The sequence below is a fragment of the Candidatus Phytoplasma palmae genome, assembly GCF_046896035.1.
Taxonomy (GTDB): Bacteria; Bacillota_I; Bacilli_A; order Acholeplasmatales; family Acholeplasmataceae; genus Phytoplasma; species Phytoplasma palmae.
The window spans coordinates 15,362-37,875 of the sequence record NZ_JBIPDD010000004.1 but is presented as its reverse complement, the minus strand read 5'-3'; the positions used below and the strand labels follow the sequence as shown (position 1 = coordinate 37,875).

The following is a 22,514-nucleotide window of genomic DNA, read 5'->3' as shown; positions in this document are numbered from 1 at the left end:
ATGATGTTCGTGATACGTGAAATCACTCATAATTAGGCATCATTTCGCGCCCTATCTGAAATAATAACTCCTTCACTAATTTCTACTTGTCCTTTAGGACCAATTAAAATAGCACCATCAGAATTTTTAATATCACCTGAAGATCTAACAGGAGCATTAAATTTATGTCTTAAACAATCACTTTGACTTAACTCTAATTGATCTACATTTCTAACAGGAATCATTAACCTTACTCCTTTAATAATGCTTCCTGATTTACTCATAACATCAATTTTTTCTTTAGCAGCAAATTGTCCTTTTTGTTTCAATTCTTTAAATAAATTTAAATTATAATTTTCGCAACCAAATAAAATATCTAATGTTTTTTGCGTTACATGTAAATGTCTTCCAGAAATTCCAACTGGTATCATTTTTTTCATTTTTTGTTAATTAAACTCCTTAAATAATTTAAAAAAAATATAAATTTAAAATATTAATATTAACAAATGGATTAAAAATATAAATAAATTTAAATAACCATTTATATAATTATTTTACTATTTTAAAATAAATTTAATAAATTAAAAATATTTTAAAACTTCAATTTTTCAAAATTAACATTATTAAATTGAAATTTATTTTATATAAAACATCAAATTAATGTTATTATATTAGATAATAATAACATTAAAAAAATAAAAATAATATTATAATATTAAAAAAATAATTCATAATCAATTATAATTTTATTGATTTTAGAACGGAGAAATATAAAATGATGAAAGTAGGAATAATAGGATTGCCGAATATAGGTAAATCTACCTTATTTAATGCATTAACTAATATGAAAGCTTTAGAAGCTAATTATCCATTCGCAACAATAAAACCCAATATAGGAATAGTAGAAGTTCCTGATTATAGATTAAATTTTTTATCAGAAATTTTTAAATCTGAAAAAATAATAAAAACACAAATAAAATTTATAGATATTGCTGGTTTAGTTAAAAACGCTTACAAAGGAGAAGGTTTAGGAAACCAATTTTTAGGACAAATAAGAAATGTAGATGTTATTTGTCATGTAGTAAAATGTTTTGAAAACACAAATATTATACACGTAAGAAATAAAATAAATCCTATAGAAGAAATTAATATTATAGAAACAGAATTAATTTTGTCTGATTTAGAACAAATTGAAAAATATTTAGATAACATTAATAAAAAAAAAATTCAATTGAATTTAAATAAAAATATTTCAAAAGAAATAGAAATTTTAAAAAAAATAAAAAAAACATTAGAAACAGAAACATCTATACATAATTTAAAAATCAATGAAGAAGAATTAAATATAATTAAAAACTTCAATCTTTTATGTTTAAAACCTATGATTTATATAGGAAATTTCGAAGAAAAAGATTTAAAATATTTATCACAAAATGTATTTTTTAAACAAATACAATCTTATAGCGGAAAAAAAAATAAAAAATTTATTCCTATTTGTGTTTTGTTAGAAAAAGAATTATCTTCATTTTCAGAAAAAGAAGAAAAAATAAATTTTTTAAAATCTTATAATATTAAAAAAAACGCTTTAGAAGAAATAATTCAACAAAGTTATAAACTTTTAAATTTAAAAACTTATTTTACTGCAGGAAAAAAAGAAGTAAAAGCTTGGTCTTTTAAAAAAGGAATGAATGCACCTGAATGCGCTAAACTAATACATACTGATTTACAACGTGGTTTTATTAAAGCTTCTGTATTTAATTATGAAGATTTAAAAAAAATTCCAAATTTATCAAAAATAAAAGAAAAAGGAAAAATAAGAATTGAAGGAAAAAACTATTTAGTTCAAGACGGAGATATAATAGTTTTCCATTTTAATATATAATTTTTGCAATAAGTATTATTTTATTAAAAAATAAAAAATAAAAATATATTGAAAAAAATTTCAGGAGAAAAAATTTAAATGAATAAAAATAAAGATTATAAAAATACTTTATTAATGCCTTACACCGTTTTCCCTATGAAAGGCAACTTAAGTCAAAAAGAAATAGAATTAGAAAATTATTGGGAAGAAATTAATCTTTATAAAATTATTCTAGAACAAAATAAAAATAATAAAAAATTTATTTTACATGACGGTCCTCCTTATGCAAACGGAAATATACATATAGGACATGCATTAAATAAAATATTAAAAGATTTTATTTTAAGATTTAAATCAATGCAAGGTTTTTATACTCCTTTTATACCGGGTTTTGATTTGCATGGTCTTCCTACGGAAACTGCTGTATTAAAAAAATTTTCAAAAGATAAATTTTCTTCTAAGAAAATTTTTTTAAAAACTTGTAAAAATACAGCTTTAAATTTTGTAGAAAAACAAACAAAAAGTTTCAAAAGATTAGGAATTTTAGGACATTGGGATAATCCTTACCTTACAACAGATAATGATTTTGTAGCTGAACAAATACGTATATTTGGAAAAATGGTTGAAAAAAAATTAATTTTCAAAAAATTAAAACCAGTTTATTGGTCTACTTCTTTACAATCTGTTTTTGCAGATTCAGAAATAGAATATAAAGAACATAATTCATTTTCTATTTTTGTAACTTTTCCAATTATAGAAGAAAAATTAAATATTTTTCAAAACGCAAAACTTTTAATTTGGACAACAACTCCTTGGACTTTACCAGCTAATGTAGCTATTTGTGCACATCCAGATAACAATTACGTTTTATTAAAAAATAAAAATGAAAAATACATTCTTGGAGAAAAAAATTTAAATTTTCTAAAACAAAAACTAAATTGGAATGAAATAGAAATTATAAAAACTTTTAAAGGTAAAGAATTAAACAATATAAACTATCAAAACAATATTTTTCACAGAAAAGGTAGAATAATTACAGATACATTCGTTTCAGAAAATGAAGGAACAGGTTTAGTGCACATCGCTCCAGGCCATGGAACAGATGATTTTATATTAGCTGAAAAATACAATTTAGATGTTTTATGTAGCATAGATAAAAAAGGTTTTATGAACGAAATATCAACTCATTATAAAGGTATATTTTATAAAGAAGCAAATGAATTAATTGTTAAAGATTTAATAAAAAAAAATATAATAATTAAATCAGAATTTATAAAACATTCTTATCCGCACGACGAAAGAACAAAAAATCCAGTTATTCTTCTAGCGATACCCCAATGGTTTTTAAATATAAATAAAATTAAAAATAAAATACTAAAAGAAATTGAAAAAATCAATTGGATGCCAAAATGGGGAAAAATTAAAATGCATAACATGATAAACAATAGAGATTATTGGGTTATCAGTCGTCAAAGAAGTTGGGGAGTTCCTTTGCCGATAATAATTACAGAAAATAACGAACCTATTTTGGATTTAAAAATTATAAATCACATAGCAGATTTATTCGAAAAACAAGGTCCTGAAATATGGTTTGAATGGGATGCTATAGATTTATTACCGAAAAATTACAAAAACAATAAAAGCCCTAATAACATTTTCAAAAAAGAAACAGATATAATGGATGTTTGGTTTGATTCAGGAACATCTTATAGTGTTATACAAAAATTATCAAAAAAATTTTTTCCATCAGATATCTATCTAGAAGGTTCCGACCAATACAGAGGTTGGTTTAATTCTTCTTTAATAACTTCTGTAGCAAGTTTTAATAAAGCTCCTTATAAAGAAATAATAACTCACGGTTTTGTTTTAGATGGTGATGGGCAAAAAATGAGCAAATCTCTAAATAATATAATAGACCCTATCGACATTATAAAAAAAAAAGGAGCTGATATTTTAAGACTTTGGGTAGCGAACGTAAACTATAATGCAGATGTTAAAATTAATGAAGACATTTTAAAACAAATAGAAGATAAATATAGAAAAATAAGAAACACTTTGCGTTTTATGTTAGGCAATTTAAATGATTTTGATAACAAAAAAGATTACATTATTTTCGACAAAAGAAAACCAATTCATCAATTTTTTCTATTAGAATTCAAAAATATTCTATTAAAAATAGTAAAATCTTATGAAAATTATAACTTTGAAAAAATAATGAATTTAATTTATCCTTTTTTAACTAACAAATTAAGTGCTTTTTATTTAAATTTTGCAAAAAATATCTTATATATAGAAAATGAAAATAATATAGATAGAAGAATAATTCAATCAAATATATATGATATTTTAATGGACTTATTAAAAATCTTAACCCCTATTATTCCACATACAACTTCTGAAGCTTATAATTCTCTGAAATTTAAAAATAAAAAAGATATTTATTTAGAAACTATACCGAATTCTAAAGAAATAGAAAATTTTATTATTACAAAAGAAAAAGAAAGTAATTTTATTATAAAAAAACAATATTATAACTTATTATTTGAATTAAGAGAAATTATTTTAAAAAAAATAGAAAAAGCTTGTAAAGAAAAAATAATTTATAACTCTTTAAAAACTAAAATAATTTTAAATTTACCTCAAAAGTATATAAATTTGTTAGAACAACTAAAAATAAAAAATATTTTTAACAAATTAATGAACGTTTCACAAATAGAAATATTATTTCATGATAAAATAAACATAAAAGTAATTTCAGCTTTAGGAACTGCTTGCCCTAGGTGTTGGTTTTTAATAGAAAACAAAATACAAGAAAACGATTTATGTTTAAATTGTCATTCAATCTTGAAATTGAATAAATAAATTTAAATTAAAAATTAAAAAAATAAAGGTAAAAAAATGAAAACAAACGAAGAACAAAAAAAATCATACTTAGAACTTTTACGGTTAAATCTTTTTAGCAAAAAAAATCTTAAAACAATTTTATTATCCGGAATTTTATGTTTTTTATATACCCTTACAGATGTGATTTTCATGAGCGGAGATTATAAAATTCAATTATATAGCGCAGGAATTCATGGAATGGGAGATGCTATAGCTAAAATTTTAATTTACATTGATATATTTGATTTTACTAAAAATAAATCATTTAATGGTATTTTTGCAGCCTCTTTTTTTGGTGTTGTAAATTTATTATTATTAATTTTTATCTCTTTTCCAAAATTAGATTTTAAATTTAGTTTAAATTCTTTGATAAATAGTATTTTATTAATATTTTGCTTAAGTAGTTTAACTTTTGCAATAAACGATCCAAACGGTTATTTATATAAAATGCATAATTGTTTCGGATTATTTGCTCCTGATGATGAAAGTTTTTTCCCTTCTTTTATAAGAGTTTTTTTAAGCGCATTTCTAAATGGAATATCATGTGGTTATTGTTTAAAAATAGGTAGTTCTACTGGAGGAGTAGATATTATAGCGAAATATTTATCAATTTATAAGAAAAAAGATATTTCTATGCTCTTAACTGTATTAAACTTCGCCATAGGTTTATTTTCAGTTGCTTTTATAAGTATATGGTCAAAACAAATTAATTGGATTTCTTTGTTTTTTACTATCATTAAGATTCCTATAACTTCTGTATTTATATTTTTAGTATTAAATTTTAAAAAAATCAAAAAAGAATGCAAAATTATTTGAAATTTTAAAAAATTTCAAAAGAAAGTTTTTTAAATAAAATGAATCTTATATTCAAAAAATTTGAATTTTATATTTCAAAAGAATTATCTTTAGCCAAAAATACAGTTGATTCATATTTAATAGATATAAAACAATATTTAAATTTTATATTTAATGAATTAAATATAAAAGAAATTAAAAACATTACACAAAAAAATATTTCTGAATTTCTAAAAAATATTTCTCAAAATAATTCAATTAGCAGTAGAAGTTTAGCTAGAAAAATCATTGCAATAAAAAAATTCCATTCCTTTTTATTTTTAGAAAAAGAAGTGGAATTAAACATAGCTTTGCGTTTTAAAACACCAAAATATAACAAAAATTTACCTTCTGTATTATCTTTAGAAGAAATTTTATTATTTTTTAAAAAAATTCCTAAAAATAATAATTGGATTAATTTAAGAAATAGATGTATTTTTGAATTAATGTATGATTCAGGATTAAGAATTTCTGAACTTTTAAATTTAAAATTATCAGATTTAGATTTTCATCAAAATTACATAAAAATTATAGGCAAAGGAAGTAAAGAAAGAATAGTTCCTTTGACTAAAAATTCTGAAAAAATAATTAATAAATATTTAGAAATAAGAAAAAAAATTTTTAATAAAGAAAAAATAATTAATTTTTTATTTATAAATTCAAAAGGAAATCGTTTATCCAGACAAGGATGTTATAAAATTTTTAAAAAAATCACTAAATCAGCAAATTTAAAAATCAATTGTTTTCCTCATACTTTAAGACATTCTTTTGCAACTCATTTATTAGAAAATGGACTCGACTTAAGAATTTTACAAAAAATTTTAGGACACGAAGATATTTCTAATACCCAAATTTACACACATATAAGTCAAAAACATATAAAAAAAATATATCAAAAATGCCATCCTAGAGCTAATAAAAAATAGGAGATTTAATTTGAAAATATATCCTCTAAATTTATTTTTTTGTAATAAAAATTTTTTTTTAGAACAAAAAAAAAATATTTTAAAAAATTTTTGTAAAAAAAAAAATTATCATTTTTTGCATTATAAATTTAAAAAAGATAATTTTATAAAAATTATTCAAGAAATTAAAAAAGAATTATATACAAGTTCTTTTTTTTATGAAAAAAAATTTCTTTTTATAGAAAATTTATTATTATTTTATTCAAAACAAAAAAACATAAAATTATCTTTTTTATTAAATTATTTTGAAAACAATAGAGAAGATATAATTATTTTTTTAACAGAAGAAGAAAAAAATATACCTTTATCATTTCAAAAAATAATAAAAAAAAATTTTCATACAGAAATACAACCAAAATTATATTCAAATGATCTTTTTCAATATATATCAAATATTTTTAAAAAAGATAATTTTCTTATAAAAGATAAATTAATAAATAAAATAATAGAAAAAACTCATGGAAACCTATTCTTATTAAATACAGAAATTAAAAAAATTAAATTATATTATTCATCAAATAAAAAAATTTATGATGAAAAAATAATAAATCAAATAATTTACAATGAAGAAGAAAAAACTTTTCTTTATATAAAAAATATTATTCAAAATAAAGAAAACATAAATTCAATTCCATTTTTTAAAAAATTTATAAAAAATAAAAAAAAAAATTTTATCATTTTTTATAAAATAATACACAAATTAAAAGAAATGATAATTATTAAATTTTTATTAAACGAAAAAACCTCACAAAAAGATATATCTTTGATATTAAACTATAAATTAAATAAAACTTATTTCTTAATTAAAGAGACAAAAATTCTAAATTATGATCAAATTGTATCTTTATTTTTAAATTTGTCAGAAATATACTATAAAATTAAAAAAAATTATTATAATTTTCCTAAGTAATAATTTTTTTTATCATTTTTAAAGAAATACTACCCTCTCTTATTAATCTAAAATTATTTTCAGTAATATCTATAACAGTAGAAGGTATTAAAGATAAATTTTGGTCATTTTTATAAATAAAATCTACTTTATTTTGATACTTTAATCTAATTTCTTCAAAATCATTTAAAGGAGGATAACCACTTTGATTTACAGAAGTAGTAAAAAATGGCCCTTCTTTTTGAATCAATTTCAAAGCTATTTTATTATTAGGAATTCTAATTCCTATTTTTTTTAAATTTGTTTTTTTATAATAAGAAAAACAAGTATTTACAATTAACGTTAAAGCACCTGGCCAAAAAAATTTAGAAATTTTTATAATATTATTATCTATTAAAACTATATCCTTCATTTGTTCTAAAGAATAAAATAAAATAATTATAGGTTTATTATAATCTCTTTTTTTAATTTTATAAATTTGTTTTAAACTTTCCAAATCATTAATTTTAGTGCCTATACCATAAACCGTATCAGTTGGAAATATAATAATTTTTTTTTTTGACATATCTTTTTATTTCCAAAATTGTATTTTTAATATTTAACAAAAAATATCTTTTTTATCACCTAAATTTTGTTTATTAATTTGCTCAATCAAAGGTTCTATTAATAAATTTATTTTTCCTTCCATAAAAAAATCTAATTTCTTTAAAGTTAAATTAAATCTATGGTCAGTTATTCTATTTTGAGAATAATTATAAGTTCTTATTTTTTCGCTTCTTTCGCCTCTGCCGACTATTCTTTTTTTAATATCATTTTGTTCTTGTTGTTTAGAAGATAATTTTTGATAAAAAATTCTATTTTTTAATAAAATAAAAGCTTTTTCTTTATTTTGATGTTGGCTTTTAGCTGTTTGACTAGCTACACTCAATCCAGTAGGCAAATGAGTTAACCTTACAGCAGATTTAGTAGTATTAACAGATTGACCTCCTGGTCCACTGGCATTAAAAGTATCTACTCTAATATCTTTCCATTTTAAATCAAATTTCTCTTCATCAGCGTAAGGAATAACCAATATTTTTATAGTAGAAGTGTGAATTCTACCTTGTTTTTCTGTAATAGGTACTCTTTGAACCCTGTGTACTCCAGATTCATACTTCAAAAAAGAATAAATATCATTACCACTAAAAATTACTGTAACAGAAAAAATTCCATTTTTAGAACTAGGTACTAAATTAATTATTTCGGTTTTCCATTTTTTATTTTCTGCAAATTTCATATAAGCTCTAAAAAGATCTGCTACAAAAAGATTAGACTCATCACCTCCAGCGGCTCCTTTAATCTCCATAATAACTTTTCTATTATCTTGTTTTGGCTCAGAAGATAATAATTTTTGTAATTTTTCTTTAATTAAAATTATTTTTTTTTCTAATAACTCTTTTTCTTTTTGAGCTAAAAAAACTAATTCTTTTTCTTTGGAAAAAGAATTATTTTCATTTATAATTGTATCTAATTTTTTATATTCTTCCGTTAATGCTAAATATTCATCATAAACTAAAACATTTTTTTTTATTTCATTAAATTCTTTCAAAAAAGAAATATTTTTTAAATTATCATAATTTTCTAATATTTTTTTTTCTAAAAGAAAATATCTTTTTTTCATTAATTCAAATTTTTCAATCATTATAAAAATATTATCCTTTTTAAAATTAAATTTTTTTCACTATTCTAATAAATTATCTATTTCACGAAAAATAAGACAATTGGAATCAAAATTAAATTTTTTAATACCAGTAACACCTTGACGATTTTTTGAAATAATTAATTCAGTATTACCGCTTAAATCAGTAGTTACGTTAACATTTTTGTTCTTATCATAATATTCTCTACGATACAAAAACATAACAATATCAGCATCCTGTTCAATACTACCTGATTCTCTTAAATCAGATAAAATAGGTCTTTTTTCTTCTCTTTTTTCAACTTCTCTAGATAATTGAGAAAGCGCTAAAACAGGAACTTTCAATTCTCTAGCCATTTGCTTTAAACTCTTAGAAATATCAGAAACCTCTTCCTGACGATTATAAAAACTTTGATTATTAAATTTATTTGATTTACGAATCAATTGTAAATAATCAATAATCACAATATCTAATTTATTTTGATTTTTCAGTTGCCTACATTGAGTTCTAATATCTATTATATTAACACTAGAAGAATCATCAAAATAAATATTTAGATTTTCTAATTCTTTTGAAGAAGCATTTAATAAAGATATTTGATTTTCATTTAAAAAACCTAATTGAATATTTTTATGAGGTATAAGACTATGAGAACTTAAAATCCTAGTTCCTAATTGTTCGTTGGACATTTCTAAACTAAAAATAGCAACATAAGCTTGATTATTTTTATTTCTTCTAGCGATATTTAAAGCTAAATTCATCATAAAACTACTTTTTCCCATAGAAGGCCTAGCCGCAAGAATAATTAATTCTTCTGGCTTGAAACCTAAAGTTATATCATCTAAATTTTGATAACCGGTACTTAATCCGATTAATTGATGTTCTCTTATATTAGAAATAGTTTTTTTTCTAACTTTTTTTAACAAATTAGGAATAGAAATAAATTTACTAGTTTTTTTCTTTTGAGCAATTTGAAAAATTTTTTCTTCAGCATTATTTAAAAAATTTTGTGAATCTAATTCTTGATTATTGATTCCATCATAAACTATATTGGAAGCCACTTGAATAATATCTCTTTTAAGAGAAGCTTCGCGAACAAAAGAAATATAAGTATCTAAATGATAAAAAGAAGGAACTATATTACATAAATCCATTAAATATTGTATTCCACCTTCAATTTTTTGCTTCTTTTTTTTTAAAAAAACTGAAACAGAATAATAATCAATCTCTTTATTATTTTTAAATAATTCTTTCATAGCATTATAAATAAACTGGTGTTCTAAACTAAAAAAATCTTCTGTTTCTAATTTTCCTTCTATATTCATTATTTGTTTAGGATCTAAAAAAATAATACCTAAAATAGATTGTTCAGCTTCTAAATAATAAGGTAATTTTATATTTTTTTCATTCATATATTTTTAATCCTATCTTTTTCAATTATTTTTTACAGATTTAACATTAATAAAAAAAGAAGCGCAAATATCAGAAGTTAAATGAACATTAACTTTAAATTGTCCTAAAGAATTAATTTCATTTTCTAAAAAAATCTTTTTTTTATTTATTGCAATATTATGTTGTTTATAAAATTCATCTACAATATTTTTTGAAGTTATTTTACCATAAATTTTTCCTTGAGGACCAACATTTACAAAAATATCAATTTGTTTGTTGTCTATATCATTTTTAATTTGTTGCATTAAAATATTATGTTTAATACTTTGTTCTTCTTGTATTTTTTTTTCTTTTTCTAAATTTTGTATATTTTTTTCATTAGCTAAAATAGCTTTTTTTTCTTTAATTAAAAAATTACCATAACCTGAATTAACTTCAATTATTTCATTTTTTTTACTTTTATTTTTTAAATCTTCCAATAAAATAACTTTCATATTCTTTAAACCTTCTTTATAATTTAAAAATAGTATATTCTTTAATTTTTCAATAATTTCGTCAATATTGTTGCTGTCAATTTGAGCTGCTGCACTATTTATATGCCCTCCTCCGCCCATTTGTTCCATAATTAATTGGACATTAATTTGATTATAAGATCTTGCGCTAATTCCAATTTTATTTTCTTGTAATTTGGAAATAGTAAAAGCAGCATCTATATTTTGAATATTTAAAATATTTTCAGAAACTTGAGCTAAAAAAGACCTATTATTACAAATATCATCGCTTTTTGCAATGGCATATCTATCTAAATAAATTTCCATATTAGAAATAAGTTCATTCATTTTTATAATTTTAGAAAATTCTTGTCTTAACCAGAATTTGACTTTAAAACTTTCAGCTCCCATAGAAATCAATTGTGCAGCTGCCTCTAAAGTTCTAGAGCTAGTACGATAAGTAAAATAATTAGTATCAATAATCATACCACCATACATAATACTAGCTTCATAAGGAGTTATTTCAATTTTGGAATTAAAAAAGACTATTAATTCAATTAATATTTCTACAGTAGAAGAAGCTGAAGAATCTAAATAAGAAAAAGTATTAGGTATAACTGCTTCAGTCGTTCTATGATGATCTATAATTAAAACATTAGGAGTTAAATTTAATAATTCGGGACTATTAACTATGTCTTTATTATAAGTATCTAAAACAACTAATAAAGAATTATTATTAACTAATTTTAAAGCCTTATTAGTGTTAATAATTTTTTTAGATAATTTTTTTTCTTCTTGAATTAAATTTTTATAAATAAATTTAAAATTTTGATCTATTTTTTCTTCATCAATAATCAAATAATGCTTGGAATTATTTTTTATACTGGAAGCTATTTTATAAAAAGCGATCATCGAACCTAGAGAATCTAAATCTGGACGAATATGTCCCATAATAAAACAATTATCGTGCTTTTCTAAAAGATCTTTTATAATTTCAGAATTTACCCTAGTGGAAACTTTGGAATTTGTACTCAAAGAAGAAATAGTAGCACCAAAATATTGAATTTTTTGATTTTCAATATTGACTACAACTTGATCTCCTCCTCTTTTTTGAGCCAATTCAATAGCATTTTGTGAATGAAAAGCAAGTTTATTATAAGGTAAATTATAACAAGCAATTCCCATAGAAAGTGTTATTTTTAACTTATATTTATTAGAAATATCCCTAATACTTTTTAAAATAGAAAACTTATTCTCCATCATTTTTTCTAATTGCTGACGATTAGATAAAAGCAAAAATTTATCTTCTGATAATTGTTTCAAATAACTTTCATATATTTCAAAAAAATCTGATAATGCACTAAGATATTCTACTTTTATTTGAGATTGTTCCGATAAATCACAATTTCTTAAAGAATTATCCAAATTATCAAAAGATAAAAAAATTAAAGCAGGAGTTTTTTGATAATAAAGTTTTTTAATTTTTTCTCTTTCAGTAACATTAAATAAATAAAAAACATTAAATTCTTCATTGTAAATACAATCAAAACTTTCTTTTCCTATAGTTAAAACAATTTGTTTTTCATCACTATTTAATAAATCTGACATTTGAAAATTTAAATCATATAAAAGAGTATTAATGTCAGGATTATTAAAAATAATATTAGCATAATTATTAACCCATTGTATTTCTTTAGAAACAGAATCAATAACAATAATACCTATAGGTAATTCATTAAATACATCTTCTCCTATTTGATGAACATAATATGATAATTTAGACCATAAAGATAATCTATTTTTTAATCTTTTGATTCGGAAATGATTTTTTAAATTAAAATAAATACAAAAAAGAAGACAAAAAATAATAATTTTTCCGAAAAGACTAAAAAACAATGTCAAAATAATAGTTTTAATTTCTTTCAAATCTTTTAAAGCTTTTTCAGGTTGTTGAAAAAGAATTTTAACATTATTAAAATCATAAAATATAGTATGCAAAGAAAAAACAATAAAAATCAAAAAAAATATAAATTTATTATAATTAACAATTTTTTCACGAAATTTTCCAAACATAATTTTCAAAAAAATCTCTTTTCTTTTTTTATTCAATTTATTATTCAAATTAAATCTATAAAAAACAAAAATATTTTGTCATAAATATTAAATATTATTTTTTATATTTATATTTATTATTTCCTCTTTAATATATTTTAAGAAAAAAATAATAAATAAATATAATAAAAAAAATAAACGAGCTCTTTGCTTGTTTATTTTTTTATTCAAAACTAAACTACGAAAGGCATTAAAGCCATAATACGAGCTATTTTAATAGCTTTAGCTAATCTTCTTTGCCATTTTGCAGAAGTTCCAGTAGTTCTACTTGGTAAAATTTTTCCTTTATTAGTAACAAATTTACTTAACAATTCAACATTTTTAAAATCAATATAAGTAAACTTATTTTGAGTAAAAAAACATACTTTACGACGTCTTTTTAAATATTTTTTTGGTTTTTGCATTTTATTTTAACACCCGATTAAAAATTTTTTTATTTTAAAAAATTAAAAAGGTAATCCATCATCTTCTTCTATTTTTATTTCTTCATAATTTTGTTTTTTTTCATTAATTTCAAATTCATGATTATTTAAATTATTTTTTAACAAATTATCTTCATTTTTCTCATTCATTTTTAAATTATCTTTTTTAAACTCTAAAAAGTGAATTGAATTACAATTAATTTTCGTAACAAATTGTTTCTGATTATTTTCAACATTATCATAATTACTTACTCTAATATTCCCTTCAATTCCTATCAAAGAACCTTTAGTAATATATTTAGACAAAGTTTCAGCTTGTTGACGCCAAGCAACACAACGAATAAAATCAGTTTCATAAATACCTGAAGAATTTTTAAAATTTCTATTAACAGCTAAAGTAAAATTAACTAAAGGAATATTTCCATTAACAAGAACCAATTCAGGATCTTTTGTAATTCTACCAGTTAAACAAACAAAATTAATCATTTAATATATTCTCCCTCTTCTTCACTCATTTTAACAACAACAAAACGAATTATATCTTCTTGTATATTAGATATACGATTAAATTCTTTAATCATTTCATTATTAGCGTAAACAAAAAAATTAAAGTAAAAACCTTGAGAAAATTTTTTTATAGAATAAGCTAAAGTCTTTAATTCTGGACCTTTAAAATCTAAAATTTTTCCTTCTCGAAAAATATTATTAACATTTTGAGTAATGTTTTTAATACTTTTTTCATCTAATGTAGGATTTAAAATATACATTATCTCGTATTTTTTCATCAATTAATACCTTTCCTTATGGTCTTTTGATCTTAATTATTATTAATATAAATAAGATAAGGAGTTTTGTAAAAAATATTAATTTATATTTTATTTTTATATTTATTTTTTTATGTATTTATAATTTAATTTTTAATAATTTTATAAAAAATAAATTCAATAATTTTTAAAAAAATTTCTTTCAAAATCACTTATTTTTTCATATCTAGCGTAATTCTATCAAATAAAAAAAATAATGTCAATCTTTTAAAAAAAATAATGAAAATTTTAAAAATTTTTCATTTTAAAAATCCTATTCCTATTTTTTCTTTTAAAATTTTTATTTTTTTATCAGCAATTTTTTGCATTTTAATAGTATTTTTTTTCAAAATATCTTCAAAAGAAAAAGATTGTTTTTTAAAAAAATAAAATTTTTTCTGAATAATCCCAATTTTTTCAACAACCAAATCAGAAACTGTTTTTTTAAATTCCATATAAGAATAATTCTTAAAAAAATCTTCAGACTGAGATATACTGCACCCTTTAAAAGAAGAATAAATATTCAAAAGATTAGAAATGCCAGGTTTAAGTGAAACATTATATTTTATCTTATTATCTGAATCAGTTACAGATTTAAGAATTTTTTCCCTAATTAATTCTAATTCTTCTAACATAAAAATACATCCTTTGTCGTCATCCAAATTATTTCTTTTAGAGCTTTTACTCATTTTGTTAAGTGGATTTTTTAAAGATTTTATAATTTCTGATGATTTAAAAAAATTAGGAACTTTAAATAATTTTCCATATAAAGAATTAAAACGTCTTGACAAAGTACGAGTAAGTTCTAAATGTTGCTTTTGATCTTCTGCTACAGGTACAATGTCAGGATCATAAAGTAAAATATCGGCAGCCATTAAAATAGGATAGGTAAATAAAGAAATTCTTAAATTTTTATTTTCGTTATTTTTATTTTTTTTAAATTGAATCATACGATTCATTTCGCCATAATAAGATATACTTTCCATAATATAATGCAAATAAGAATGTTGTGGTACATCAGATTGAACAAATAAGTTAATACTTTCTAAATCTAAACCAGACGCTAAACAAATAAAAATTATATTATAAATATTTTTTTTCAATAAAATAGCATCTTGAACTGTAGTCAAAGCATGTAAATCAGCAATAAAAAAATAAATTTCATATTCATGACGAAATTTTTTTTGAAACATAAGTAAAGGCTTAATTATTCCTAAATAATTCCCTAAAGTTAAATCACCTGTAGGTTTAATTCCGGTAACTAATCTTTTTTTTTTAATAAGAATTGACATAAAATTATATTCTCAATTTCGTTTTATTAATTTTTTTAATTTCTATTTATATCAAAAATAATTATATTGAAAAATAAATTTAAATATTAATAATTAAAAAATTTTAAAAATATTCAAATTATATTTGACTTTTTCGATAATCACGTTTTTTTCTAAATAAAAATTTTTTATTAAAATTCTCTTTTAAATAAAAAATTATAGTAAAAATAAAAGTAAATGTAATAGTTAATAAAAAAATCCTAATTAAAACTGCTAATTTATCGCTAAAACCGAATATTTTTTTTCCAAATAATTCTCCATGAACGGGGCATTGAATAGTAAAATATGGCAACCAACAATCACTACTAGCAGAAATATTTTCTTGGCATCCTTGTACAAAAAAAAGACACAAAAACCAAAAAAACAAATATCCTAAACAATGCATAAAAGTATAAAAAATTTTTCTATTAATTTTCAAATGTAAAGGAACAAAAAACAAAAAAAACAAAAAATAAATAAAAGGAACTAATAAATGTTGAAATATACTAATGAAATGACTTTCATACATCTGATGCAAAAAATTTTGTCCAAATTCAAAATTATTTTTTTGAAAAAATATTAAAAATTTATAAATATCACTCTTAGTGCTCCAAATAGCAGAAAGAACAGTATTATAAACAGAACAAATAATCAAAGCATCTACAATAGAAATAAAAATAATATAAGAATATAATTGTCGGTTTTTAATATTAAATAAAAAAAACACTAAAACAATTAAAATTAATAAAATAGTTTGTTTTGTAAAAAAAAACATTTCACCTCTAATAATTTGTAAAAAATTTAATTTTTTCAAATAATAAGAAGCCTGTATATCAATTAAAAATGTAAAAATAGTTATAAACAAGATAAAACAAAAAACAATTTTACCAGAATAACTTAATGAAGAAAATAAAGAATTATTTTTACTTTTTACAATATTCATTTCAACTACACCTTATTCATCTTTTATTCCAAAAAAATAATATAAAAAATTTTATTTTATAATCACACTAAATATGTTTATTTATTAAAAAAAGGAAAAATTAAATACAAAAGACTAGAATTTTCTGAATTAGAAATTATAAAAGGTTTTGTTGGCATTTCAAAACGAAAATCAATATACTTAGTAGGAAAAACTTTTAAAATTTCTTCTAAAGACTTTACATTAAAAGAAGTTTTATAATTATTTTGTAAAAATTCTTCTAAAATTTCAATTTCTTCAATAGCTTTTCCTATAATTTCGCTACAAGAAGAAATTTCTACTTTTTTATTTTTTCTATTAATTTTAAATTCAACTATATTTTCAGAAATATCGCCTTCTTTTGGAAGAAATAAAGAAAGCCTTTCTAATATTTTAATTAAATTAATTCTATTTAACCTAAAAAAATAAACAAATTTATCTTCTTTAATTTTAGGAATTTTTGGATATTCTCCTTCTAAAAGAATAGTTTGAAAAGACAAAGAATCAGTATTTAAACACAATTTTTGTTCATTAATAGAAATTTTTAAAAATTTTTCTTCTTGTTGTTCTAATAACTTATTTAATTCTTCTAAACTTTTTACTGGCACCACCACATTAAAATCAGAATATTCAACATTTAATGGAATTTTTTTTTGACTAACTCTAAAATAATCAGTCGCAATAGCAGTCAAAAAAGGTTTTTTATAAATTAGATTTAAACCAGTTAAAATAACTTTTGGTTTATCTTTAGAAGCAGCAACAATAGTTTCTTTTATTAATTTAATTAAACATTCACTTTCAATTTCAAAACAATTTTCAAAATCAAAAGAAAAATCATTTAAAAAAGGAAATAAATCAGGATTCATAGTTTTTAATTTATATTCAGAAGTTTCTGTTTGAATAATTAAAAATCTTTTTTCCATGGTAGCCATTTTTAAAAATTCATGATCAATTTTTTTAATAATATCTGTAAAATGTTTTCCTAAAACAGTTATAGAACCTTGTTGCATTACTTTTAAACTATCATCTTTAACTTTTTTTCTAACAGAAATATTAGCATTATTAACTTCCAAAAAGAAATAATCTTCTTTCATTGTAATTTTAATATATAAATTAGGTGGAAAAAGAGTTTTCTGTGGAAGTATTTTTTGCATCTGGTTAAGATAATGTAAAAAAACTTCTTTTTTAATTTCAAAATTCATATGTATTTATTTTTATTTCCTTAAAAATTTTTTTAAATTAATTTATTTTATCAGAAACCAATTGCACTATATCTCTTAATTGTTTATCAAAAGAAATTTGTTTTTCTATTTTTTTAAAAGATTTAACAATTGTAGAATATTTTTTTTTAAAAAGAAAACTAATATTTTTATAAGAAATATTTTGAATATTTTTCATAAAATAAATTGCAACACATCTGGGCAAAGTTAAATTAGAATATCTTTTTTTACTGACAAAATCTCGAACTTCAATATTGTAAACTTCACTTAAAACACTTTTTATTTTTTCAAAATCTATTTCCTCTTTAAGAGGTTTTTTTTTAGTTTTTAATAAAGGTTTAAGAGAATGAATAGTGTTTTTTAAATTAATTTCCATATTATGGAAATTTGTATAATTCATTAATCTCAATAAAGCGCCTTCCATTTCTCTAATATTATCATAAAAATTAGAAGAAATAAATTCTAAAATTTCTTTTTTAATTAAACTATTACCTTGTATTTCAAAAAACTTCTTTTTCAAAATATTTAAACGATGTTGAGAATCTGGTTTTTTAACATCTACTACTAATCCTGCTTTAAATCTATTAGTTAACCTTTCCATAATATCATTTAATTCTGAAATAGGTTTATCACTTGTTATAACTATTTGTTTTTTATTAAGATTAAGAAAGTCAAAAAGTTTAAAAAATTCCATTTGTGTTCTTTTTGCTTCAGACATCATTTGAATGTCATCTATCAATAAAACATCTATATTACGATATTTATTGTTAAAATCTTCCATTTTTTCTTTTTTTAATTGATGAGTAAAATCTTCAATAAAAGAATCAGCTTTTATATACAAAACTTTTTTGTTAATATTTTTTTTTAAAAAATGATTTCCAATAGCCTGCATAAGATGAGTTTTACCTAATCCAACAGAACCAAAAATATATAAAGGGTTTGTTTCAACTTTATTTGATTCGGCAACTTTTTTAGCCATTTGAAAAGCAAAATTATTACTTTCACCAGAAACAAAATTTTCAAAAGTATATTCGGGATCTAAATTACCTTGATGAAAACTATTAAAATTAATTTTTTGATTTTCTAATAAATCATTTTTTTCTTTTATTTCATTTTTTTTGATTTCTTTTTCAGAAATAAATTCAAAAAAAATTTTTTCTTCAGAATATTTTTGAGAAATTTCTTTTATTTTATCTATATAAAAATCAGAAATTTTTCTTTTTATAAAATCATTCTCAACCAAAAGAAAAAAAATTCCATTTTCTATTTTATAAGGTTTTTTAATATAAGCAAAATTCTCTTGAAAAACCTCATCACTATAAATAAGAGATAAATCATTTAAAATATTATTCCAGATAACTTGATTTTGATTAGACGACTCTTTTTCTTTCATTTCATTTACCTTTTAAGATTTATTTTTTTCAACACTAAATTTCAATAAAAGTATAATTAATTCTTTATTAAAAAAATATCTTTATTATTTTGTATTTATTAACTTAAACTAAAACAAGAAGCAAAACATTAAAAAAATTAATTACTTTATTTTACATTTTATAATTTTTTTTATATTTTGAAACAACAGTAAAATTATAAAAAACATTATAAAAAACAATAAAATATAAAAAATCAAAAAAAAATAATAAAATATAAAAAATCAAAAAATAATAAAAATAAAAAATAATAAAACATAAAATGAAAAATATTTTTTCCTTGTACTTTCATTATATATTAAATTATTTTAGATTAATTATTAGCAATAAAAATTCAGCATTTAACTCCATTAAAAGACAGAAAAACATTTTTTTAAAAATTAAATTCCACAACTTTCGCACTCAAATATTTTTAATTTTTGAGTTCTCGTGTAATAAAGAGTTTTGATTTTTTTATAATGTGCATATAAATAATATCTTTGCAATTCTCTAGTAGTTATATCTGAAGTAATACAAAGTTCAAAAGAAATTCCTTGATCTATATGTTTTTGAGCAGTACTAACAACATCTATTATTTTGTATTTATCCATTTTATATGCTGTCTGATACATAAAAGCAAATTGTTCTAAATGAGGAGCAGGAAAATAAGTTTTCGAATTACCATAAGTTCTTTCTTCTACTAATTGTTTAATAGGTGTTAATGAAGGTGTCGCAGACATAATGTATCCTATAGAACCATTAGGAGCTATTGCTAACCTATGTGAATTATATAACCCATATTTGATGACATTTTTTTTCAATTGGTTCCATTCTTCATCTGTTGGAATTTCAATTCCTTCAAAAATTTTTTTTATTTTTTCTAATTTTGGAAAAATAGCTTTTTTATCTTCAAAATATTTTCCATTGGCATAAGTGGATTCTTCAAATTTAAAAAACTTTTCACCAGTTTCTTTAGCTTTTAAATTAGAATGAGAAAGAGAATGAAAATTAACTATATTAAAAAATACATCTATTAATTCTATATCTTCAGGACTACCAAATTCTATCATTTCTTTAGCTATAAACCCATGATGTCCCATAATACCGAAACCAACACTTCTATTTAATTTGTTAGCTTTAAAAACTGCAGGAACATAACTTATTTCAGTTTTTAAAGAAACAGAGTTCATAATTTCCATAGCAGAAAAAACAGTTTCTTTTATAGAATTATTTTTTATCATATTCTCCATATGACCAGAAGATAGATTACAAGAAATATCCATACCTATTTTATCTTGTTCTCTCTTATCGTAATCAGCGTAATGAGAAGTTATAGAAGGTTGTAAAATTTCAGTACATAAATTAGAAAATTTTATTTTTTGAAATGAAGTATTTTTTTCATTAGCGTTATCACAAAACATTATATAAGGATATCCGGATTCTCCTTGAAGTTGAGCTATTGTTTCTAATAAAATCCTTGGATTAATATTTTTTTTCTTTATTTTAGGATTTTTCAATAAAACATCATACCATTTATCCATTTCAATACTAATATCAGCAAAATTTATTTTATATTCCTGAAAAACATTATGAGGAAAAAAAAGAGCCATTTTTTCATTATTTTTTGCTAATTCTATCATTTTATTAGGAATTACAACTCCTAAAGATAATGTTTTCAATCTTACATCTTCATCAGCATTAAGTTTTTTAGAATTCAAAAAATCTTCAATATCAGCATGAAAAACATTTAAATAAGCAGCTCCAGCTCCTAATCTTTGTCCCATTTGATCTGCGTAACGAAAAGCATAATCCAATAATTTAGAAACCCCTATAACGCCTTTACAAACATTTTTAATTTTTTTAATAGATTCACCTTTGGCTCTTAAATTAGATAAATTAATAGAAACTCCTCCTCCTATTTTAGAAAGTTGCATAGAAAATTCTAAAATCCTAGAAATATCATTCAAAGAATCTCCAGCTTCTAACAAAAAACAAGAAACAAATTCTCCCCTATTTTTTAGTCCTGTATTTAACAATATAGGAGTAGCAGGTGTAAAATTTTGTTTAATAAGATTTTTTATAAGAGTTTTAGCTAATTCAAAATTTCCAGAAGCATGATATAAAGCATTTACAGATAATCTATCTTCATAAGTTTCTAAATATTGTTCTTTATTTAAAGTTTTTAATGAATAATCTTTATAAAATTTAAAAGCTCCAATAAAAGAAGGGAAACGAAATTTCTCATCATAAGCTATTTTGTAAATTGCTTTTATTTGTTCATAAGAATATTTCTTTAAAAATTCTTCTTCATAATATTCTTCCTTTATTAAGAAAGATATTTTTTCTTTTAAGGAATTGAATTTTTTCAATTTTGGATTAATTTCCTCCAAAAAAAAAGATCTTAAAGCTTCTTTGTCTTTTTTTAAATCTTTTATTTCTCCTTTATCGTTAATTATTTGATTATTTAAAAAAATCCAAGATTTTATTTTATTATTTTTATTTTTTTTTAATTCTATATCCATATTTTTATATTCTCTTAACCATTTTTTAATATATTTTAAATCTTCATCAAAACCTTTTCCTTCAAATTTTAATACTAAAGGAATTTTGTATTTTTCTTCTATTAAATCCCCTGCTTTGCCAAAATTAATACCATAATTTTTATTACCTGAAACCGCTAAACCAACAACCAAATAAGAATATTTTTTTAAGAATTCTTCAGTAATATTAGATATTTCTCCAAATTTAACTGTTTTAGTTATTAAAAAAATTTCTTCATCATTAATATTTTGGAACTCTTCAATTCTTTCATATTTAAAACCCAATCTAATCACAAATTCAAATACATTACCATTAGGATAACTATCATAAACTATTTTCATTTAAATAAATCACCTTTTTTTTAACATTAAAAAAAATAAATTTTTTTTAAAAATTACTAAATAAAATAAATGAAACAACAATAAACAATAAAAAATATAAACACAATAAAATATAAATATTTTTCTGAAATAAATAATTTTATACTTTTATAATTATATTTTAACTTTATTTTTTAAATAAAAATCACTTTTTTATTTTTTATTAAATAACTTTTTCAAAAAAATGATTATTAGGCTTTTTATATTCATACATTTTATTTAATTTTAGTCAAAATTATTTATTGTTAGATTTTATTTTATTTATATTTATTTCTTCAAAAAGAAAAAAATATATTTTTATTTTATTTTTTAAAAAATAAATAAATCAAAAAAATATTTTTCCTTTTTGACAAAGACTAAAATTCAAAAGTAAAATAACGTTT

At 20.6% G+C, this 22,514-nt stretch carries 17 protein-coding genes and 1 pseudogene; 5 read left to right on the top strand and 13 right to left on the bottom strand.

Going from position 1 to position 22,514, the window contains the following annotated elements; translation table 11 throughout:
* Window positions 1–50 precede the first annotated feature (50 nt).
* A pseudogene (locus ACHMP6_RS01065) lies at window positions 51–419 on the bottom strand (PduL/EutD family phosphate acyltransferase); the annotation flags it as partial.
* Window positions 420–757: 338 nt separating this feature from the next.
* Between ACHMP6_RS01065 and ychF the strand changes: the two are divergent.
* From ychF to holA, 5 genes are all read left to right on the top strand, one after another.
* On the top strand, window positions 758–1,861 hold the full coding sequence (gene ychF / locus ACHMP6_RS01060; protein WP_412097684.1) for a redox-regulated ATPase YchF: 1,104 nt from the start codon (window positions 758–760) through the stop codon (window positions 1,859–1,861).
* A 78-nt stretch (window positions 1,862–1,939) separates the two neighbouring features.
* Window positions 1,940–4,702, top strand: a complete 2,763-nt coding sequence (gene ileS, locus ACHMP6_RS01055; protein ID WP_412097683.1) for an isoleucine--tRNA ligase — start codon at window positions 1,940–1,942, stop codon at window positions 4,700–4,702.
* 36 nt (window positions 4,703–4,738) lie between these two features.
* The gene (locus tag ACHMP6_RS01050; protein WP_412097682.1) at window positions 4,739–5,539 is read left to right on the top strand and encodes a YitT family protein; all 801 of its coding nucleotides are present in this window, start codon (window positions 4,739–4,741) and stop codon (window positions 5,537–5,539) included.
* Between the two features lie 38 nt (window positions 5,540–5,577).
* Window positions 5,578–6,483, top strand: coding sequence for a site-specific tyrosine recombinase/integron integrase (gene xerA, locus ACHMP6_RS01045; protein ID WP_412097681.1), 906 nt, complete (start codon window positions 5,578–5,580; stop codon window positions 6,481–6,483).
* A gap of 10 nt (window positions 6,484–6,493) precedes the next feature.
* A complete protein-coding gene (gene holA / locus ACHMP6_RS01040; protein WP_412097680.1) occupies window positions 6,494–7,432 on the top strand; it encodes a DNA polymerase III subunit delta in 939 nt (312 codons plus the stop codon).
* On the opposite strand, the gene ACHMP6_RS01035 is transcribed toward holA, so the two are convergent.
* The 12 genes from ACHMP6_RS01035 to nrdE form a co-directional block, all read right to left on the bottom strand.
* Window positions 7,425–7,976: an L-threonylcarbamoyladenylate synthase gene (locus tag ACHMP6_RS01035; protein ID WP_412097679.1), complete on the bottom strand. Its 552-nt coding sequence runs from the start codon at window positions 7,974–7,976 to the stop codon at window positions 7,425–7,427. The genes holA and ACHMP6_RS01035 overlap by 8 nt on opposite strands.
* 33 nt (window positions 7,977–8,009) lie before the next feature.
* The gene (locus tag ACHMP6_RS01030; protein ID WP_412097678.1) at window positions 8,010–9,092 is read right to left on the bottom strand and encodes a peptide chain release factor 1; all 1,083 of its coding nucleotides are present in this window, start codon (window positions 9,090–9,092) and stop codon (window positions 8,010–8,012) included.
* A 39-nt stretch (window positions 9,093–9,131) separates the two neighbouring features.
* On the bottom strand, window positions 9,132–10,502 hold the full coding sequence (gene dnaB / locus ACHMP6_RS01025; RefSeq protein ID WP_412097677.1) for a replicative DNA helicase: 1,371 nt from the start codon (window positions 10,500–10,502) through the stop codon (window positions 9,132–9,134).
* Between the two features lie 21 nt (window positions 10,503–10,523).
* A complete protein-coding gene (gene rplI / locus ACHMP6_RS01020; protein ID WP_412097676.1) occupies window positions 10,524–13,046 on the bottom strand; it encodes a 50S ribosomal protein L9 in 2,523 nt (840 codons plus the stop codon).
* A 212-nt stretch (window positions 13,047–13,258) separates the two neighbouring features.
* Window positions 13,259–13,489: a 30S ribosomal protein S18 gene (gene rpsR / locus ACHMP6_RS01015; protein ID WP_412097675.1), complete on the bottom strand. Its 231-nt coding sequence runs from the start codon at window positions 13,487–13,489 to the stop codon at window positions 13,259–13,261.
* A 42-nt stretch (window positions 13,490–13,531) separates the two neighbouring features.
* Window positions 13,532–13,993: a single-stranded DNA-binding protein gene (locus tag ACHMP6_RS01010; RefSeq protein ID WP_412097674.1), complete on the bottom strand. Its 462-nt coding sequence runs from the start codon at window positions 13,991–13,993 to the stop codon at window positions 13,532–13,534.
* Window positions 13,990–14,292 (bottom strand): 30S ribosomal protein S6, encoded by a 303-nt coding sequence (gene rpsF / locus ACHMP6_RS01005; protein ID WP_412097673.1) that lies wholly within the window; start codon window positions 14,290–14,292, stop codon window positions 13,990–13,992. The genes ACHMP6_RS01010 and rpsF overlap by 4 nt, the downstream gene beginning before the upstream one ends.
* 278 nt (window positions 14,293–14,570) lie before the next feature.
* Complete coding sequence (gene trpS / locus ACHMP6_RS01000; RefSeq protein WP_412097672.1) at window positions 14,571–15,602, bottom strand: tryptophan--tRNA ligase; 1,032 nt, start codon at window positions 15,600–15,602, stop codon at window positions 14,571–14,573.
* A 118-nt stretch (window positions 15,603–15,720) separates the two neighbouring features.
* Window positions 15,721–16,563, bottom strand: a complete 843-nt coding sequence (locus tag ACHMP6_RS00995; RefSeq protein WP_412097671.1) for a hypothetical protein — start codon at window positions 16,561–16,563, stop codon at window positions 15,721–15,723.
* A gap of 77 nt (window positions 16,564–16,640) precedes the next feature.
* On the bottom strand, window positions 16,641–17,783 hold the full coding sequence (gene dnaN / locus ACHMP6_RS00990) for a DNA polymerase III subunit beta (RefSeq protein ID WP_412097670.1): 1,143 nt from the start codon (window positions 17,781–17,783) through the stop codon (window positions 16,641–16,643).
* A 37-nt stretch (window positions 17,784–17,820) separates the two neighbouring features.
* Entirely contained in the window at window positions 17,821–19,194 is a 1,374-nt protein-coding gene (gene dnaA, locus ACHMP6_RS00985) for a chromosomal replication initiator protein DnaA (RefSeq protein WP_412097669.1), read from the bottom strand.
* Window positions 19,195–19,611: 417 nt separating this feature from the next.
* Window positions 19,612–22,092, bottom strand: a complete 2,481-nt coding sequence (gene nrdE / locus ACHMP6_RS00980; RefSeq protein WP_412097668.1) for a class 1b ribonucleoside-diphosphate reductase subunit alpha — start codon at window positions 22,090–22,092, stop codon at window positions 19,612–19,614.
* Between the last annotated feature and the right edge of the window lie 422 nt (window positions 22,093–22,514).

What these genes read in the sequence shown, in the direction of transcription:
- ychF (WP_412097684.1), top strand. Translation starts at nt 758, where the DNA reads ATGAAAGTAGGAATAATAGGATTGCCGAATATAGGTAAATCTACCTTA.
- ileS (WP_412097683.1), top strand. Translation starts at nt 1,940, where the DNA reads ATGAATAAAAATAAAGATTATAAAAATACTTTATTAATGCCTTACACC.
- ACHMP6_RS01050 (WP_412097682.1), top strand. Translation starts at nt 4,739, where the DNA reads ATGAAAACAAACGAAGAACAAAAAAAATCATACTTAGAACTTTTACGG.
- xerA (WP_412097681.1), top strand. Translation starts at nt 5,578, where the DNA reads ATGAATCTTATATTCAAAAAATTTGAATTTTATATTTCAAAAGAATTA.
- ACHMP6_RS01035 (WP_412097679.1), bottom strand. Translation starts at nt 7,976, where the DNA reads ATGTCAAAAAAAAAAATTATTATATTTCCAACTGATACGGTTTATGGT.
- ACHMP6_RS01030 (WP_412097678.1), bottom strand. Translation starts at nt 9,092, where the DNA reads ATGATTGAAAAATTTGAATTAATGAAAAAAAGATATTTTCTTTTAGAA.
- dnaB (WP_412097677.1), bottom strand. Translation starts at nt 10,502, where the DNA reads ATGAATGAAAAAAATATAAAATTACCTTATTATTTAGAAGCTGAACAA.
- rplI (WP_412097676.1), bottom strand. Translation starts at nt 13,046, where the DNA reads ATGTTTGGAAAATTTCGTGAAAAAATTGTTAATTATAATAAATTTATA.
- rpsR (WP_412097675.1), bottom strand. Translation starts at nt 13,489, where the DNA reads ATGCAAAAACCAAAAAAATATTTAAAAAGACGTCGTAAAGTATGTTTT.
- ACHMP6_RS01010 (WP_412097674.1), bottom strand. Translation starts at nt 13,993, where the DNA reads ATGATTAATTTTGTTTGTTTAACTGGTAGAATTACAAAAGATCCTGAA.
- rpsF (WP_412097673.1), bottom strand. Translation starts at nt 14,292, where the DNA reads ATGAAAAAATACGAGATAATGTATATTTTAAATCCTACATTAGATGAA.
- trpS (WP_412097672.1), bottom strand. Translation starts at nt 15,602, where the DNA reads ATGTCAATTCTTATTAAAAAAAAAAGATTAGTTACCGGAATTAAACCT.
- ACHMP6_RS00995 (WP_412097671.1), bottom strand. Translation starts at nt 16,563, where the DNA reads ATGAATATTGTAAAAAGTAAAAATAATTCTTTATTTTCTTCATTAAGT.
- dnaN (WP_412097670.1), bottom strand. Translation starts at nt 17,783, where the DNA reads ATGAATTTTGAAATTAAAAAAGAAGTTTTTTTACATTATCTTAACCAG.
- dnaA (WP_412097669.1), bottom strand. Translation starts at nt 19,194, where the DNA reads ATGAAAGAAAAAGAGTCGTCTAATCAAAATCAAGTTATCTGGAATAAT.
- nrdE (WP_412097668.1), bottom strand. Translation starts at nt 22,092, where the DNA reads ATGAAAATAGTTTATGATAGTTATCCTAATGGTAATGTATTTGAATTT.